Source organism: Providencia manganoxydans, assembly GCF_016618195.1.
Taxonomy (GTDB): Bacteria; Pseudomonadota; Gammaproteobacteria; order Enterobacterales; family Enterobacteriaceae; genus Providencia; species Providencia manganoxydans.
In genome coordinates this window covers 857,744-875,348 of sequence record NZ_CP067099.1, presented here as the reverse complement: position 1 = coordinate 875,348, position 17,605 = coordinate 857,744, and the positions used below count along the sequence as shown (strand labels likewise).

15 protein-coding genes are annotated in these 17,605 nt (G+C 36.6%); 4 read left to right on the top strand and 11 right to left on the bottom strand.

Features of this window, described 5'->3' with window-relative positions:
* Positions 1–263: 263 nt before the first annotated feature.
* Together JI723_RS03770 and JI723_RS03765 are read left to right on the top strand one after the other, a co-directional pair.
* A complete protein-coding gene (locus tag JI723_RS03770) occupies positions 264–863 on the top strand; it encodes a nitroreductase family protein (RefSeq protein ID WP_070926838.1) in 600 nt (199 codons plus the stop codon).
* A gap of 541 nt (positions 864–1,404) precedes the next feature.
* Positions 1,405–1,707, top strand: a complete 303-nt coding sequence (locus JI723_RS03765) for a hypothetical protein (protein WP_337979790.1) — start codon at positions 1,405–1,407, stop codon at positions 1,705–1,707.
* 70 nt (positions 1,708–1,777) lie between these two features.
* Here the strand turns inward: JI723_RS03765 and JI723_RS03760 are convergent, their stop codons facing one another.
* From JI723_RS03760 to mak, 7 genes are all read right to left on the bottom strand, one after another.
* Positions 1,778–2,950, bottom strand: coding sequence for a fimbrial protein (locus JI723_RS03760; protein WP_272580403.1), 1,173 nt, complete (start codon positions 2,948–2,950; stop codon positions 1,778–1,780).
* Positions 2,951–3,031: 81 nt separating this feature from the next.
* Positions 3,032–5,500, bottom strand: a complete 2,469-nt coding sequence (locus JI723_RS03755; RefSeq protein WP_272580404.1) for a fimbria/pilus outer membrane usher protein — start codon at positions 5,498–5,500, stop codon at positions 3,032–3,034.
* Between the two features lie 15 nt (positions 5,501–5,515).
* Positions 5,516–6,277 (bottom strand): fimbrial biogenesis chaperone, encoded by a 762-nt coding sequence (locus tag JI723_RS03750; protein ID WP_272580405.1) that lies wholly within the window; start codon positions 6,275–6,277, stop codon positions 5,516–5,518.
* Positions 6,278–6,483: 206 nt separating this feature from the next.
* The gene (locus JI723_RS03745) at positions 6,484–6,996 is read right to left on the bottom strand and encodes a fimbrial protein (RefSeq protein ID WP_272580406.1); all 513 of its coding nucleotides are present in this window, start codon (positions 6,994–6,996) and stop codon (positions 6,484–6,486) included.
* 116 nt (positions 6,997–7,112) lie between these two features.
* Complete coding sequence (locus JI723_RS03740; RefSeq protein WP_272580407.1) at positions 7,113–7,388, bottom strand: helix-turn-helix domain-containing protein; 276 nt, start codon at positions 7,386–7,388, stop codon at positions 7,113–7,115.
* A gap of 874 nt (positions 7,389–8,262) precedes the next feature.
* Positions 8,263–10,212 carry a bifunctional 2',3'-cyclic-nucleotide 2'-phosphodiesterase/3'-nucleotidase gene (locus JI723_RS03735; protein WP_337979789.1) on the bottom strand — a complete coding sequence of 650 codons (1,950 nt, stop codon included), beginning with the start codon at positions 10,210–10,212 and terminating at the stop codon, positions 8,263–8,265.
* 301 nt (positions 10,213–10,513) lie between these two features.
* Positions 10,514–11,422 carry a fructokinase gene (mak, locus tag JI723_RS03730; protein ID WP_070926854.1) on the bottom strand — a complete coding sequence of 303 codons (909 nt, stop codon included), beginning with the start codon at positions 11,420–11,422 and terminating at the stop codon, positions 10,514–10,516.
* 174 nt (positions 11,423–11,596) lie between these two features.
* Between mak and rdgC the strand changes: the two genes are divergently transcribed.
* Both rdgC and JI723_RS03720 read left to right on the top strand, forming a co-directional pair.
* Positions 11,597–12,502, top strand: a complete 906-nt coding sequence (gene rdgC / locus JI723_RS03725; RefSeq protein WP_337979788.1) for a recombination-associated protein RdgC — start codon at positions 11,597–11,599, stop codon at positions 12,500–12,502.
* 181 nt (positions 12,503–12,683) lie between these two features.
* Positions 12,684–13,193 carry a GNAT family N-acetyltransferase gene (locus tag JI723_RS03720; protein WP_070926856.1) on the top strand — a complete coding sequence of 170 codons (510 nt, stop codon included), beginning with the start codon at positions 12,684–12,686 and terminating at the stop codon, positions 13,191–13,193.
* A gap of 194 nt (positions 13,194–13,387) precedes the next feature.
* Here the strand turns inward: JI723_RS03720 and yedF are convergent, their stop codons facing one another.
* The 4 genes from yedF to exbB all read right to left on the bottom strand — a co-directional run bounded on the left by yedF (position 13,388) and on the right by exbB (position 17,605).
* Positions 13,388–13,627: a sulfurtransferase-like selenium metabolism protein YedF gene (gene yedF, locus JI723_RS03715; protein ID WP_004926886.1), complete on the bottom strand. Its 240-nt coding sequence runs from the start codon at positions 13,625–13,627 to the stop codon at positions 13,388–13,390.
* Positions 13,624–14,838, bottom strand: a complete 1,215-nt coding sequence (gene yedE / locus JI723_RS03710; RefSeq protein ID WP_337979787.1) for a selenium metabolism membrane protein YedE/FdhT — start codon at positions 14,836–14,838, stop codon at positions 13,624–13,626. The genes yedF and yedE overlap by 4 nt, the downstream gene beginning before the upstream one ends.
* Before the next feature lie 1,406 nt (positions 14,839–16,244).
* Positions 16,245–16,673 carry a TonB system transport protein ExbD gene (gene exbD, locus JI723_RS03705; protein ID WP_070926859.1) on the bottom strand — a complete coding sequence of 143 codons (429 nt, stop codon included), beginning with the start codon at positions 16,671–16,673 and terminating at the stop codon, positions 16,245–16,247.
* Between the two features lie 8 nt (positions 16,674–16,681).
* Positions 16,682–17,605 carry a tonB-system energizer ExbB gene (exbB, locus tag JI723_RS03700; protein WP_272580409.1) on the bottom strand — a complete coding sequence of 308 codons (924 nt, stop codon included), beginning with the start codon at positions 17,603–17,605 and terminating at the stop codon, positions 16,682–16,684.

Below are 17,605 nucleotides of genomic sequence, written 5' to 3'. Positions count from 1 at the left end.
TACTCCCCTTATTCAGTTCTCTTCATTAATTTCCCTTAATATCACTCACCCATTTACACAAAAAGTGCTAAAACACAACTAATTACTTGAATATTAACAATTTTATTAGCAAACTAACTTAGCCTAAAAATTTGAACTTTACGGTTAAATTTTTTTTCTATGATTTTTTAACCACAACGATATAGTAGTACTCATCAAATGAATAGCAGCGTCTGGAACTGTTCATATAATACCGTGCGCTAATAAATAGCTAGGAGACTTACATGTCAAACGCATTTATCGAAATGATTAAAAACCGTCGTACTATTTACAACCTAGGCGATCAATTACCTGTTTCTCACGATCATATTACAAAACTAATTAAAGAAGCAGTCAAACATTCTCCTTCATCATTTAACTCACAAACGTCACGTGTTGTCATTTTATTTGGTGAACAACATAAAAAATTGTGGAACTTAACCAAAGAAACTTTGCGCGCTATTGTTCCTGCTCAAGCTTTTGCCGCAACTGAACAAAAAATTGATAGTTTTGCAGCAGGTGCTGGTTCTATCTTGTTCTTTGAAGATATGAATGTCGTTAAAGGCTTACAAGAGCAATTCCCATTGTACGCAGACAACTTCCCTATTTGGTCAGAACAAGCAAGCGGTATCGCACAATTCGCAGTATGGACTGCATTAGCACAAGAAAATGTGGGTGCATCATTACAACACTACAATCCACTAATTGATAACCACGTTCAAAAAGAATGGGGTACACCAGATAATTGGGTATTACGTGCTCAAATGGTATTTGGTTCTATCAATGCACCAGCTGGTGACAAAGACTTTATGGATGACGAAGCAAGATTCAAAATCTTCAAGTAAGATTTAATCATTCAATTTGCCCTTGTATCGACAAAGAACAAGGGCAAATATCGTTCACACTTTTCATTTACACCTTTCATGATACGCCAACACCATGGGATTAAACAATAAACCCACTAAAGGCAGCTCTCTAAGCAGTTATTTAGTTCGTTTAAAAGTTTATTTTCCCTAAAAGCATCAAAACAATAATTGTTAATAAAACACCTAAAACAAATCCATTCCTAGCCTGTTTCCGGTTTTTATTCGGTAAACAGGCTATTTTCATTACCAGAGCAGAAGATTATACAGCAGCATGATCGTTTAAAAATTCCTCACATGCAAGATAAACTATGTGAAATGCATATTTCCTTAGCATATGTCATATTAATTACTCGCAATTGAACTAAACTTATAAATGAGAACCCGCAACGCGCTACTCGAATTTGTTGTATTCATCATGAATAACTCGAGATGCAGCTGAGCAATAAGCTCGTGAAGTCGCTCAACAACGCTGCAATTTGAAGTATGACGAGTATGTGCTAGTTCAATTAGGAGATAGACTATGAAACGCTTATCCTTACTTGCCACTGTTACTGCTGTACTCATTTCTAGTTTTTCTTTTGCCTATGCCGCTTCCAATGTAATTGGTGGCGGTACTATCACCTTTTTTGGCTATGTTTACGAACCACAATGTGAAGTGAAGGTCGCGAATAGTGAGCAAGTTGGCCTTGAGTGCTACCGTAATGGTAAAAACCAAATTAAAACCAGCTCACTTAGAGAGGCCAAAAAACTCAGTTCAGATTTTGTAAAGGTGGAATACAACCAATTTAACAACAAGCCGACTTTAAATATTACTTATGACTAGAGCTTGTTATTAATAAATTCATAATAAGATACCTACCGCTAGCAACGTAGGTATCTCTTGTTTGATATTATTACTGCATATCGATTAAAAATGTTGCTTTACTGTTTGCGTTTCCAGGCTTAACTGTTCCTCCTGTAGGGTATTTCACATACCGAGCACTAAAGGTCAAGTTAATCATCTGAAGCCCTGACCCACCTAATACAGAAACAGGAGTCCAGTTATTTGTAGTTGGAATTGGTGCTCCTACAGCACCTAATGATAATAATTTAACTCTTGCTCCGCTTGAATTTAATATTTCAATCGCTACACCTTTAGCTGTAGCACCTGAGCTAGGATCTAATAATAAATAGTTCTGTTCATCTGTTATTCTATTTTCTTCACTTGGTACAAAGCCATATTTTACTTTCGTTGATCCTCTTTGACATTCAATATCTACTGAAAAATTAGTTAAAGTGGATGGTAAATTATTTGCTGAATGAGTTCCTAGGTTTACAGTAGGTGTTACTCGTGAAATACCACAGGCATTATTTAGTCGGCCATAAATAACGCGCATAGCAAGAGGGATTGCAGCATAAGCGTTACTTACCGTACCATTTTCATTAATACCAGGACCGCTAAAGACAATTTGTCCCCGATTAACTACCCCAATAGGCCCTACATAGGATGTACCAACAGCCTGATTTGAGCGAACTTGTTTAGTCGTAAAACCAGCATAGTGTTTCATCTTAATAACTATTTTTTGATTATTACTTGGATCTATATCGTAGCCTATGGTTTCCTTTCTAATATTACTACTATTATTGCCAGTATAATTACTATAAAACTGTGTACTGGAAGAGGCCCCATTACCAATGAAAAAATTAAACATTAATCCAACCATATTAGTTTTCCAATAGCCTATACCATCTACGGTACCAAATGGAGTATAGTTATCTATCCCATATCCTATCGGTATATAATATAGCTGATAAATTTTATCTTTATCTGCAAGGTCACATCTAAATAAAACCTGATCGATAGGAATACCTAACTGTGAAGCCATATCCTGAGGAGATACATATTCATATCCTAATGTTGTTCCCTCTGGCTGATACTTTTTATCATAGATATTAACATCAGACTTAGCCCCTCCTCTAACTGGCCCACCAAAAAAAGTCACTTGAGTACATTTGGCATATGATAACTCAGATATAAAAAAGAGTACGATCCCCATCAATAATATTGACCGTTTAATTATAAACATAAATAACCCCAATAAATTATAATCTAATAAAATGGCGTGTTAAATATATTGCAACATTAATTATTCATTAATATAATGCTTTTAATATAAATAACATGTAGCTTCAGGAATTTCTTTATTAATTTTAATTTTATAAGAGAACTTGCAGCGTTGTTCATTTGCATCTCCCCATTTTACAAATACTAAACCTTGTTCATCAGTCGCATTAAAATGAACTAATCCTCCCTGCCCCACCAAACCAACTTTATTATTATTTTCATCATATATATCAGAGCCAAATGGTACTGATTTATTATTTGATAATATAATACGATAAGTAATATTATTACCTTTTTGAGTTTTAAATTTCACTAATGATATTGAACCTGCATAAGGTGCAACTTTCGCCATATTATTATCAATCTCAACATCTGAACTCATATTTTCAGAATTAAGATAAAGTGTGTTGTATTGATATGGCATTAATGATGGAACGACTGCCTGACCACGCTTATTCAAGACAATATTGTTCCATGATGACACGGATGCACCTTCACCACCTTCTGCTTCAATAATAGCAAAGGTATCACCTAAATAACGAGAAGGAATGATCCCTCCTTCGTAAACAACCAAAGCTCCATTCGCACCTGCTGAGAATGATTTATAATCACGCCCTTGAGAATAGCCTGCGTTAATTGCTGTTAGTGAAAACTCTTTTTGTATATTACCTGAGAAGTTACTATTTGAACGGCCAATATCACTTGCCGTAGCATTCCACGAAATTGAGTTATCTTCACCAAATGAACTACTCACACTTGTATTATTTGACCAGCGATCATTTGCGTCAGAACGTGTTACAGAGCTCGTTAAAGTTGTATTTTGCTCTGGATACCAAAGAGAGAATGGTACAGTGACGCTTAACATATAGTTATTATCACCACCTTGGTCACTATTACGATACATCTTCATATAGGTAAAGCTGTAACCAATACCTTTAAAGTTATTCATATACCCAGCCTGTAATTGTTTACTGTCTGGTAAATTATCACGCCAAGTCTGTAATGAGCCGCTTACATAAACAGTTCCGTAATCCAATAGATTTTGGTTGACGGTTAAAATATATTGAGCTCGCCTTGGGTTGATAGACTCTCCATTATACAAATAGCTATCACGATAGGTATCAGCTTCATATAAACTTAAATAGTCTTGTGATTCATAACGATATCCAGCTAAAGCGATATTAGTGCTAGTCGCTTGAATATCTTTATTCCACGTCACCCTTGCTCGCGCACCTTTATAGATTTTATCATTATTTAATTCAGCCTTAGAACTAGCCATATCAAAGCTGAAAGCTCCAATATATGTGTTAACCGCAAAGCCTAACATTCCAGACTGATATTTATTAGAATACTGCATACCGACGAATGGTGTTAATATATTACTTAGGCCATATTGCACTGTCGATTGTACAAATATATTGGAAGATGTGTTCGGCCCGCGTAGTTCACCACTAACAATGCTGTAATCAATCTGCCCTGGTCTTAATAAGCCGGGTACTGTAGAAAATGGAACAATAAATGTTGAAACACTGCCGTTCGCTTCAGTAACCTCCACAATCAAATCACCACCGTAACCCGTTGCATAGAGGTCGTTGATCACAAATTCGCCGGGCGATACGTTAGTTTCATAAATTGTATAGCCATTTTGAATAATTTTTACTCGCGCATTACTATTTGCAATTCCTCTTACTGTTGGAGCAAATCCTTGTAAGGATTGTGGGCGCATGCGATTATCAGTAGCCAATTCGGCACCAGTATAGGAAAAACTATCAAAAAGACTACCACTCGTAAATGATTGCCCAGCAGTTAATTCACTTTCTATTTCAGGGAATGCACGCTGAACATAAGTTCGAATACTTTCATGTTGAAATTTATCATTCTGATTATATTGCATGCTAGATTGATGGCGGATCCGATATAACCCCAAGTTTAACCCTGCGGAGATATTACCGTAAGCTGAGTGCTCATCCTCTCCATTGCTACGACTACTATAACCATTAACGTTATAATTCATAAATAGCGCTGAAACCCCTTCATTCAAGGAGCTGATTGGAACATAACCACGTGCATACTGTTCTACCATCGCCTGAGGAATCAATATATCTAATCGTAAAACATCTTGTTTTAAATGAATTTGCACATCATTTGATAGCGCTTGAAGATCTTCACATTGTCCATTAGATGTAATTAACGATAAAAAATCAGGTTTTATATTAAAACTGTCAATATCTTCTTGTGTTAAGCAAGGAACAACTTGACCTTTATCGTTTTCATAGAAAAGAATATTTTTGTTATAAATAAATTCATTATTTAAGTAGACATCAACAGACCAATCCCCAGTAGTAATTTGATCTTCCGAAAGTTTATCTATAGAAATTGACTTTGCGTTACCAACCAGAAAACCTTCATTATATGAATATTTTTTTTCATTCTGATTTTGTTCTACGGCGAGTGCAAACCGACCAGCTCCAAAAGATAAGGAAATAAATAAAAATATTAATTTAATTTTCATATCAATACCATTTAATTATATATTTGATTCGTAGGGATCCACACCGCCATAATCATTAATTATGCTGTAGTTCACTTTTTTAGAGTTAATAAATTCATTTGGTATCGAATTACCATTTTCATTACCTAGTGAGATAGTTGAAAATGGTGCAACCATATTTCCTTCAAGTTTTAATTTTTTTGAACCGTTTGAAATTGAAACATCTTGAAAGGTGATATACCAAGGTGAGTTATTTTTTACTAATACTTGATTACCTTTAGCTGTTTTTTCAAATGAAAAATTGAGTTTTTCATTTAGCAATGCGGGCATGCCAATTCCTTCAGGTCTAAAAAATAATTTGATCCTTGTCCGAATAGCGATTTGCATAGTATTTTGTTGCTTTTCAATTGCATCTTGATCTTCTGGTGGCACTTCCAGTACATTCATATAATAAATAGATTCTTTATCTTTAGGTAATGACTCACCAAGGTAGGTTATACGCAAATTTTGACCTGAACCAGGTCCCATTTTAAAAATAGGCGGAGTGATAGCAAATGGCGTTTTAATATTCTCGGGTGATTCATTAGGATCACCGTTATCTAGCCATACTTGAACAAGAGCAGGCCATTTATTTTCATTAACAAGTTGTGCAATTTTACTCTTAGATTTTTCATTATAAATAACACGAGTGCCATTAATAATTACACTAGCATAAATCGGCGTCGATATAATGAATAATGAAATGAATAATGAAATGAATAAAATAAATTTCTTTATAATTGATGCTCGAGTTATCATAATGACTTAACCTTAAAATTATCTTATTTACTAAAATAGTATTTTTATATAGCATCAAGAAACAATAGAGCTTTCATTTTGCCAAATAATAAAAAATAAAACTTATAATCAATGATTAATTATATTGATACTAAAAAGTGGAAATTATATTTCCACTTTTTAGATCATTTATATCAGGAAGATTTCTCTTCCTGATAATTCTGCTATTATGGATATGCGATTGTATAATTCACTTGAGCAGTAACAACGCCAGCGTTAGTTACTGGAGTTTTCGCAAAGTAGTAAGCTTGGAATGGCAGAGTTGCACTGCCTGCAACGATATTCGTTTGACCAGCTGGACCACCGTTTACTTTTGTCTGAGTACCAACAGAGTCAGCTAAACGGATCTGTACACCTGCTGGGCCGGTTGTTGGATTCAAGTTACCATTACTTGCATCAGTGCTGGTTGTATTTTCAAAGCTCGCTGCAACAGCAACGTTTGAAGTACAGTTTGCCAACTTCAATGAAAACTGAGTTACACCAGCGATATCACCAGCGTTTGCTAATGCTGTCGTAGATACTTTTGGTAAAGTAACGGTGAAGTCTTTACCGCCATTATCTGAAGTGATATCACAAGTTGTCGCAGTAATCTCACCATTAAATGTAATAACACCATCTGCCGCCATAACTGATGCTGAAATTGAAGATGCAACTAATAAAACCAAAAGAGATTTTTTCATATTTGACCTTTGTAAGATAAAACGAGTCCTATCCTTTATTATTAAAATAAGGATGATTAACTACACATATTGATAACTAAAGTTGTACTAAGTCCTTTTAATATTACTTCCAGAAATTAAATAACTAAGGTATTTGCAACAAATATATTTTTGTCGTAAATAGTCTTGTCATAATCAGATAATAAAACTACGATATTCACATTAAATGCATTAGCAAATTTAGCTAATGATTCAACATCAATTCTATTTATGCCACGTTCAAAACGGGAAATTTGCTGTTGGCTTATTCCTGTTACTTTACCTAGCATTTCACCACTCCAACCATTTTGTAATCTGAGTGATTTAATTCTTTGACCAATTGATAATGAGTATTTATATCTTTCAATTTCCATGTCTGGTACCTCTGAATTTATTATTCATGCTTTGATTCAGATTAGTTGATGTCCAATATATTACGTATCCAGAGTTTAAAAACAAATAACCTCACTCATTCACGAGTAGGTAAAGAAGTTTAATTAATTGGTAACACTGAAATGAATCAACAATAAACAAAACCAATAAAAACATAATGTTATCAATAAACAGCAAGCCAGAATTAACAACTATTTTTGTAAATTAGATAGAGATAAATAGGCTTAAAAACCTACTTTAAATCGAAAAATCGACATTAACACCAAAAAAACCAATTTTATGTTTAAATATATATTATCTTAGCTACATTTTTAGATAATAATTATTATTACCTATATTATGAGTTTCTTTTTTTGACTATAAACACATCATAAAATAACGGTTAATTAATGATTGCTCTATGCAAAAAATCACTTATCATTTAAAAAATCACAGTAATGGCATCTGTTTTTTACATAAACAACATTTCTCTCACATTCCTTTAGGCGTGTATAACACAATCGAATCTATTTCAGACGCTCTTATTTTAATCAATCAATAATGGGTAAATAAATAAAACAAGTAAGTCTTGTAAATTAAAAAGATTAAAATTTGATCATCATTAAAAATGATTTTGGAACTTTCCTTAAAAATTAATTTAATTATAAAATATATAAAAAAATTAATGTTTAATTTTTTTATATAAATTGATATCTCATTTAATTTGATTTTCTTTACACATAACCACATACATTTTTATATTTTTAACTTTAAAAAACCACATAAAATAAACCCCTCCGTTACTATTAACACAATATCAATAATAACGAGGGATTCTATTTATTAATAGGACATCTATATTTAATTATATTTCACTTATTTTTCAGTTAAATTAATTTGGTAAATAGCAAAACCTATGCTATCTGTTCCAACTTGTTTTACTGAATACAATGAATGCTGCTTAATAAATGTTGCAGCTTTCTCAGTAGGAGATGTCTCAAAACGAATATCCAGTTGCTTATCGGTCTTAATCGGTAAGAAAGACCAATTATTGTCAGCCTTACTTGCAACCTGGCCCTGTTGTTTAGAAACCTTCGCAATATAAGAAGCAAGTATTGAACGGTTTTCATCAGGTGAAGCAAATGCGATATGGCTATCTCCCGTTCCAGCAAATTTACCACCGTAAGCCCTATAATTATTGGTTGCGACTAAGAAGCTGGCTTTAGGATCGATTGGCTTACCTTGATAAGTCACATTTTTAATTCGATTAGATTGAGGATTTACAGGCTGACAATCTACATCATATTTTGCAGGTTGAGTCAGGTCTATTTGATAATTAACCCCACTAATAGTGTCGAAATTATAAGTTCTAAAACCATCCCAATTAATTAGGCTTTGAGGGGATGTCGATTGAGGATCAATACGATTAAACATACCAGCAGAGCACTCAAGCCATTCAATCACTTCTGCGCCTGTCGCTTTCACTACAACTAACGTATTAGGATATAAATACAAATCTGCGGCATTACGGAAAGTTAAATCGCCCTTTTCTACTTCAACAAATTCATCCGGTGCATTTTTCCTTCCTCCGACTTTAAATGGTGCAGCAGCAGCTAAAACAGGCAGATCGGCTAGATCAGGATCACCTTGAATATAGTGTTTGGTGTAATCAATTTGGGCATCATTCACGATCTGAACCGTTGGATCACTTTGAACTAAGGCCAAATAGCTGTACATATTGTCAGAAGCTTTACCGATCAGTTTGCTAACAAATTGACGCGTCTCATTGTGTGGTTTATCAATGATTTTAGCCAATTCATTATCACGCTCAACTAATGGTTTTTTATTAGCTTTATCATAAACAGGGCGTGCCTGTGCATTTGCATCAACAACTTTCCAGCTCCCGTCATCATTGTTTAATACCAAATCAACGACACCAAGGTGATCGCCCCATTGCCCAGGCATAACAGCAGGGATCCCATTAACCGTTCCTTTGGCAATGTCGACCCCTTTAATATTTGCAAATTCCTTGCTTGGAAATACACCATGTGAATGACCAAACATAATGGCATTAATATCCGGAACATCGCTCAGGTAATAAACGGAATTTTCAGCCATCGCTTTATATGGCTCTTGAGAGAAGCCTGAGTGCGGGATCGCGACAATGATGTCGGCACCTTCTTTCTTCATTTGCGGCACAAATTTTTTGGCGGTTTCAGTAATATCATTGACGGTAACTTTACCGCTTAAGTTTGGTTTGTCCCAAATCATAATCTGTGGTGGAACAAAACCTATATAGCCAATCTTCAAGTTATGCTCTTTGCCGTCACGATCTTTAACTGGCGTATCAACGATAATATAAGGTGTAAAAAAGTTTTCCCCCGTTTTAGCATCAATAATATTCGCGTTTATATAAGGAAATTTAGCGCCAGCAATGGCTTTTTTCAGGTAATCCAACCCAAAATTAAATTCATGGTTACCAAAGTTACCTACGGTATACCCCATGGTATTCATTAAACTATGGGCTGGATGGGATCCCCCTTCTTCGATGCCTTTCGCTGCCATGTAGTCTGCTAATGGGCTGCCCTGAATTAAGTCACCGTTATCCACCAACACAGCATTAGTTACTTCAGCTTTAGCCGCTTTAATCAAACTTGCAGTTCGAACTAACCCAAACTGATCTGTTGATTTATCCTTATAATAATCAAAATCAATCAAGTTACTATGAATGTCAGACGTTTCCATAACACGTAAATCAACTGTCGCAGCATTGGCATTCAATGTGATAAACAAAGCTAGCGCCGACAGTTTAAAGATATTATTCATCTGTAATTCCTCTACACAAATTGATGCAAAATCATTTTTAGTCAGAAAAGTGCTCAAAACCCTATTTTAAGATCTTCATAGATTTTAAGTAATTCGAGGTGCAGCTAAGCAGCAAGTGATATTATCTCGCTGTACATATATAAGTATGTGGCCTCGGATAGCCCTATACCTAAACGAAAAGCGCTGCAACTTGCAGCGTGACGAATGTAAACAGTGCACTTGATATAAAGTGAAGTCACTACCTATCTTAATTAGATTGATTTAATTGAATATAAGTCACAAAAAGTCATCATTGTCATACCTAATTTTGCGGCCACAACCACGCAGCACCACGTACACCACTCGAATCGCCATGCACTGCTTTGCGAATTGGTGTATCACATTCACGTCCAAATACCCAATTTCTAATTAATGGCGGTAATGTTTGATATAAATTATCGACGTTGCTCATTCCCCCACCAAGCACAATAACATCAGGATCTAACATATTAATGGCTTGGGCCAATGCTCTTGCAAGACGCGACTGATAGTTATGCATCACAGACGTCGCATGTTGATCACCTGCCCCAATCAATTCAATAATCTCTGAACCTGTTTTTGTTTCACCTGTATACTTGCGATAGTCACTCATGAACCCCGTTCCAGAAACAAAAAGCTCGGTACAGCCAACTAAACCGCAATAACATTGTTCACCCTGAAGAAATGCATGGTCTTGTTCATCTTGCCAAGGTAGTGGGTTATGCCCCCATTCCCCAGCGACACCATTTCCCCCTGAGTGCACTTGCCCATTAATTGCAATTCCTGCTCCGCATCCAGTCCCAATAATAACGGCAAACACGACTTTAGCGCCTTTGCCTGCGCCATCAACGGCCTCTGATACGGCAAGACAATTCGCATCATTCGCCACTTTTACGGGGCGTCCTAGCAGCTTGGCTAAATCCGCATCAAAAAACTGCCCATTCAACCATGTTGAATTTGCATTCTTCACCCGTCCTGTTACTGGAGATAATGTACCTGGAATACCGACACCAACAGTGCCTTTTTGCCCTGTTGCTAATTCTGCATCGCTAACTAAACTCACAATTGCATTTAGCGTTGCTTGATAATCACCACGAGGCGTCGCGACCCGTTTTCTAAATAAAGTCTCACCATCATCATCCAGTGCGATAACTTCAATCTTAGTACCACCGAGATCAATTCCAATTCTCATCGTTGCTCCACCTGAGTATTCGTTCTGTACTTATAGTGTATAGAAAACATGCCATTAATACTGCTACACGTAATAAATTATGTGATAGGGCATTTTTTTTCGCTTAATAACAGACAATTCGTTATCATAGCCATCGGCTAAAATAGGCAATCCATCAACAAAGGTAGGTTTTTCATGTGGTTCAAGAATATATTGGTCTATCGTCTGAATCGTGATCTGACACTCAGTGCTGACGATCTAGAAAAACAGCTTGCCCCTCTCACCTATCACCCTTGCGGTAGCCAAGACATGATGCAAACAGGTTGGGTGTCACCAATGAAGGGTTCTGACTCTTTAACGCATGCTGCGGGTAACCAAATTCTGATCTGCGCGAAAAAAGAAGAGAAAATGTTACCTTCTCCAGTGATTAAGCAAGAACTACAAGATAAAATCGAAAAACTGGAAGCTGACCAAGGTCGTAAACTGAAAAAAACAGAAAAAGACTCCCTTAAAGATGAAGTCGTTCATGCATTACTGCCTAGAGCATTCAGTAAATACAGCAAAACCTACATATGGATTGATACTGTTAATCAGCTAATTATTGTTGATGCAGCAAGTGCGAAACGTGCCGAAGACAACTTGGCTTTGCTGCGTAAAAGCCTAGGCTCACTTCCTGTAGTACCACTCACATTTAAAGATCCAATCGAACTGACTTTAACCGAGTGGATCCGTTCGGGCTCCCTACCTCAAGGTTTTTCTGTGATGGATGAAGCTGAATTAAAAGCCATCCTTGAGGAGGGCGGCATTATCCGTTGTAAAAAACAGGAATTAATTTCCGACGAAATAGCCACACATATCGAAGCTGGAAAATTAGTCACTAAATTGGCTTTAGATTGGGAAGAGCGCATACAGTTTATGCTTTCGGATGATGGTTCACTAAAAAGGTTAAAATTCAGTGATACATTAAAAGAACAAAACGATGATATTGGCAAAGAAGATTATGCTCAGCGCTTTGATGCCGATTATGCCCTAATGACAGGCGAACTCAGTGCACTTATCACTCGCCTTATTGATGTCCTCGGTGGTGAAGCCGAACATTAATCAACAATTTATTTTATCATTGGCAACACAATTTCATCGTGTTGCCATCACTTTTTAGACCTTGCTAGCATTGCCACTATTAAGTCATTGACTACCCGCCAAATCTCTGCTGAATTACATTTCAATAACAAAAATAATCAAGTCGCAACCATAAGGTCAAACTTCAATCGCAGGAATTGTTATGAAAGAGCTCATCGAACCAGAAGTGGATGAACATTCACTTGTCACTCTGCAAAAAATTACGGCAGATAACTTCTCTGAAATTTGTCTGTTAAGCCATACACTTAGTGAAGCACAACGTAGTATGGTAGCGGATAATGCATACTCTATTGTTGAAGCTCAATTTTCAGATTGTGCATGGTATCGAGGTATATACGCTGATGATGTTCCCGTTGGTTTTATCATGCTGCACTCTGGATTAGATGATGATGAACTCGAATATGATGGCATTATGCTATGGCGTTTTATGATAGCAGAGCCCTATCAAAAACTAGGGTTTGGCCGAGAAGCTTTACTGCAAGTGATTCGTTATTTAAAAAAGAAAGGTTATCCACGTCTATATAACAGTTGTGGCGAAGGAGAAGAAAGTCCTTTTGAGTTCTACCAAAAGCTCGGTTTTATCCCAACGGGATCGTATCTAGACGATGAATGTGAATTGGTACTTGATTTAACAAATTGGAAAGATGAATAACCGAACTACATTAGAAACTCAATTAATTAATTTTTTTATGTTTTATATTTAACGGGATACCCTAAATAATTCGTGTTGCAGCTAGGCGGCGATTGAGTAGAGCCCTAGTAGCATACATAAGTATGTGACTAGGGTCTGCGATTGAAGCCAACAACGCTGCGGCGCGAAGTATGACGGGTATCTGGTGGATATCTTTATTTTTGGATCAAATACCGTATAGTCGGCCCATCTTGTTGAATATCCAACACCGTATAGCCATAATTTTTTGCATCTAAAGGGATGTTATTAATCGATTGTGGGCAATCGCTCACCACTTCCAATATTTCCCCTTTTTTTAACGATGGCATCGCTTCTAGTGTTGCTACTGCTGGATAAGGACAAGGCTCACCAACCATATCTAATCGATAGTCAGGGATAATTTCTTTATGGCTCATGATGCCTCCGTTGTTGTTATTGCTTGAGTTTGTGTGCGCTTACGGAAAAAATATTTTTCCCATACCAACATTAAAATAAAGGCTAATGCTAATAGCAAATAAGTCACAGCTAAGCCGCCTTGCGGACCAAATGTTTCGAGTAAATTAACCTTATCAAAATCAGTGGCTAACCAAGGAGCTAGATCATCCCAATAATAAGCCAGAATAGTTGCTCCAATGATGTTACCAAAACCAACCCACCAATAATGAACTTGCCCTTCAACAGCCCGATACATCCAACCTGTTTCACAGCCTCCTGCTAACACTATCCCGAAGCCAAACAGCAATCCGCCAATAACCGCATTGGGTCCCGCCCACAATATTTTTGGTGTGGCGCCGAGTTGTACATAACTAAAAATACCAATCGCGCTGACAGCCATACCAATAATAATCGCTTTTGCCATGTGAGTTCTTCCCGTGATCCATAAATCGCGGAATGCAGAAGTAAAGCAAATTTGAGCACGTTCAATCAGTAAACCAAACCCTATGCCACACAAAATGGCGATACCGAGTACAGGCGCATCCCATAAGGTATAAAACCCCCATGCAATGGCGATTAAAAATACCGTCATCCCTAATTTGAAGCGTTTTTTAGCGACATCAGTCCGCTGTGTTAAAGGAGAGGCCGAAGAAACTTTTTTCAATTTAACGGGGATCCTAAACATTGGCATCAGCGTGAATTTGGCCCCAAAGTAAGAGCCTACCGCAGTTGCGATAGCAAAGTACCATGCGTGTAAAGAAAATTGAGGGATCCCAGTGAAAAATGCGGCAAGATTACACCCCATTGCTAAGCGAGCACCAAACCCAGCAATGATACCGCCAATAATCGCTTGGAAAATACGGATCCGATGTTGAGGCATTCGTAGTTTAACGTTATTTGCCCATAGCGCGGCGGCGAAACACCCAGCAAACATCCCGATGATCATTACGCCATCAATCCTATCTAATGGGCTACCCGAAAAACCAATGACTTTAAAGTATCCCCAATTTTCAGGCTCAGCACCAAAGAGCTGTAAGATGTGCCCACCCCAACGAGTAAATTCACCAGTTACAGCCCAAAATGTGCCAGTTAAGCCAAAGTAGTATGTCGAGAGAACACCTGCTGCAATAACGGCAGGTAAAGGTTTCCAAAAACGGATGAGATAGTGAGATTTAAACTCAGACCAAGTCATGTTAACTTCCAATTGATTCACGCCAGTACCTGGCAGAGAAGCCCGCTGTTGTATCTATACTCTAAATAGTTCGAGGTGTAGGTAGGCGATAAGTGAAGATAGAGGGAGAGCATAGAAAAACTATGTGACCCGACTAGCTAAGCATAGTCACTTATACCTCAACGAAAAGCCTTACAACTTGAAATATGACGAGTATATTCCCCACAGCAGTAGAGGTAACATAATACTCCGATAATTCATTTCGTGAAGATATTTGTTTAAATAATGCTAGTCATACTTAAATAGACCGCAATTGGTCTAATTAGCATAAAAAGCTAGCAGAGAACATCGGCGTGCAACTACTAGATAAAAAATAATTCGTTGTTTTAACTTAAATTTAAGACAAAAAAAAGCGTTATCAGAGATAACGCATGAATGTGTAGTCTTATTTATCTATAATAGAGGAGTATAATATGAAATTGCCTGTTAAGGCGTTGCATTGCTATGCGTAGTCTGAAATCAGCCCATTTGACTTCAGAATAACATTCTTCAACTAATAAACCGATTCATGATTAAAGCAAAAAAGTGGTAAAACTTATTTTTGTTAACTCAAGATATCAAGGTTAATTTATATTTCCCTAGTTTGGCGTATAAAGAAAATAAATAGTTTAAAACATGAAAAGTATTTAAAAGTATTTCCAAATGTTATTGATTGCATTATAACGCAACATAATTGTTGCGCAAGTGTTTTTTTCATTTAACTAAAATCATCCAAGAAAAAGAAAAAAGATCAATAAAATCACAGTGATATAAAAACAATCATGTTTTAAAAAAACATTAATATATATTTTTAGATATAATTTACATAATTACTGATATCTTGAAAATGTTACAAAACTAATTATTTAATAAACTCTCCTTATCTGGAAATAGATTAAAATTTAGTTATTATATTTATTTATTCATATATATTGAATCTTAATAAGTATTAATCTAATTTATTCTATTACCTTATTTACTCAGTAACACGAAAAATGAATAAATTCACATTCTATTCATCAAAACTACAAGGGATTATATTTATTATTTAAATAACAATAAGTTATATATTACCTAGATTAAATTGACACTATTTTCGAGTTAGAAGTTACGCGTAACTACTTAGTCTTATTCAAAATTAAATAATCCCATAAAGAAAAAATGGTTTATTTTTAATAATCACTTAGCGAACTAATTTGGTGAAAAAAGCAAAAACAATGAACATTTAAGTTACATTTTTTATACATTTTTTAACCATAAAACGATGACATTAATTCAAAAAATTAATGATTACAGGCATAAATGAAAGGAGACTCAACCAATAATGAGTAACAAAAAACGCGTTTTATCTCAAATGAGGTAAAACGCGTTGTGCAAAGCTATATGATTTACTGCTTAGGGGCGGTCGCTTCCATACCAACTAAACCAATCTTGAGATACCCTGACTGCCGTAATGCATTCATAACATCCATCATTGTTTCATAGTCAACGGTCTTATCCGCTTGGAAAAATATGGTGGTCTCTTTATTGGCGTTGGTTGCAGCATCTAGTGATGTTGCTAGCTGCTCTTTTGTTACCGCTTGATCGCCAATAAATAGCTGGCTATCTGATTTTACTGTTAGGAATACAGGTTTTTCCGGACGCGGCTGTGGTTTTGCTGTCGAAGCAGGTAAATCAACTTTGATATCAACCGTTGCTAATGGAGCAGCAACCATAAAAATGATCAGAAGGACTAACATAACATCAATAAAAGGTGTTACGTTAATTTCATGCATTTCACCGCTATCATCTTGTTCATCGCCTAAACGCATTGCCATAATCGTTGTTACCTTGCTTTACTATTTGCCAGATCGAGGTCACGACCTAATAGTAGCGCAGCCTGTGCTGCAACATCACCAATCTGACCACGATAGTTATTAATCATACGAGCAAAAATGTTATAAATAACCACAGCTGGAATTGCCGCAATCAGACCGATCGCCGTTGCTAATAGTGCTTCGGCAATCCCAGGAGCCACAACAGCTAAGTTAGTTGTTTGTGAGTGAGCAATACCAATAAAGCTATTCATGATCCCCCAAACGGTACCAAATAGCCCCACAAATGGCGAAATTGCGCCAATAGTCGCTAAATACCCATTACCGCGCCCCATATAGCGGCTAATTGCAGCAATCGCTCTCTCTAAGCGGAAGCCAGTTCGTTCTTTAATACCCGCTAAATCAGTACTTTGTGCAGACAGTGTCCTTTCAGCAACCGCTTCATTAAGCAACAAACTAGTCACACTATTTGCTTTGAAATTGCTCGCGATACTAACCGCCTCATCAAGCGATTTAACTTCTGCTAATGCTTTTGCTTCTGATTTCAAGCGTCGACGAGCAACTAATAGCTCAATACCTTTAGAGAAGAACAATGCCCATGTGATAATTGATGCAATAACCAGCCCTATCATAACGGTTTTAACAACATTATCTGCGTTTTGATACATCCCCCAAACCGATAAATCTTTGTCGAAACCGCCTTGGTTTTCAGGTGCAATTTCAATGCTTTCACTGATAACAGGTGCTGATGTATTGTTTTCAGCACTGGCTTGATTTTGTGCAATTGGCGTCGCTGCGGATGGGTTATTTGCTTCAGAACCCGAAGCAGCCGGTGCTGTTTGAGCTGATGTTGGGGTTGTCTCTGGTGTGGTATCCGCATATGCAGTTCCCATCAGGCCCATCGCCAATAGAATAGAAGCTGTTAGTTTACGCAT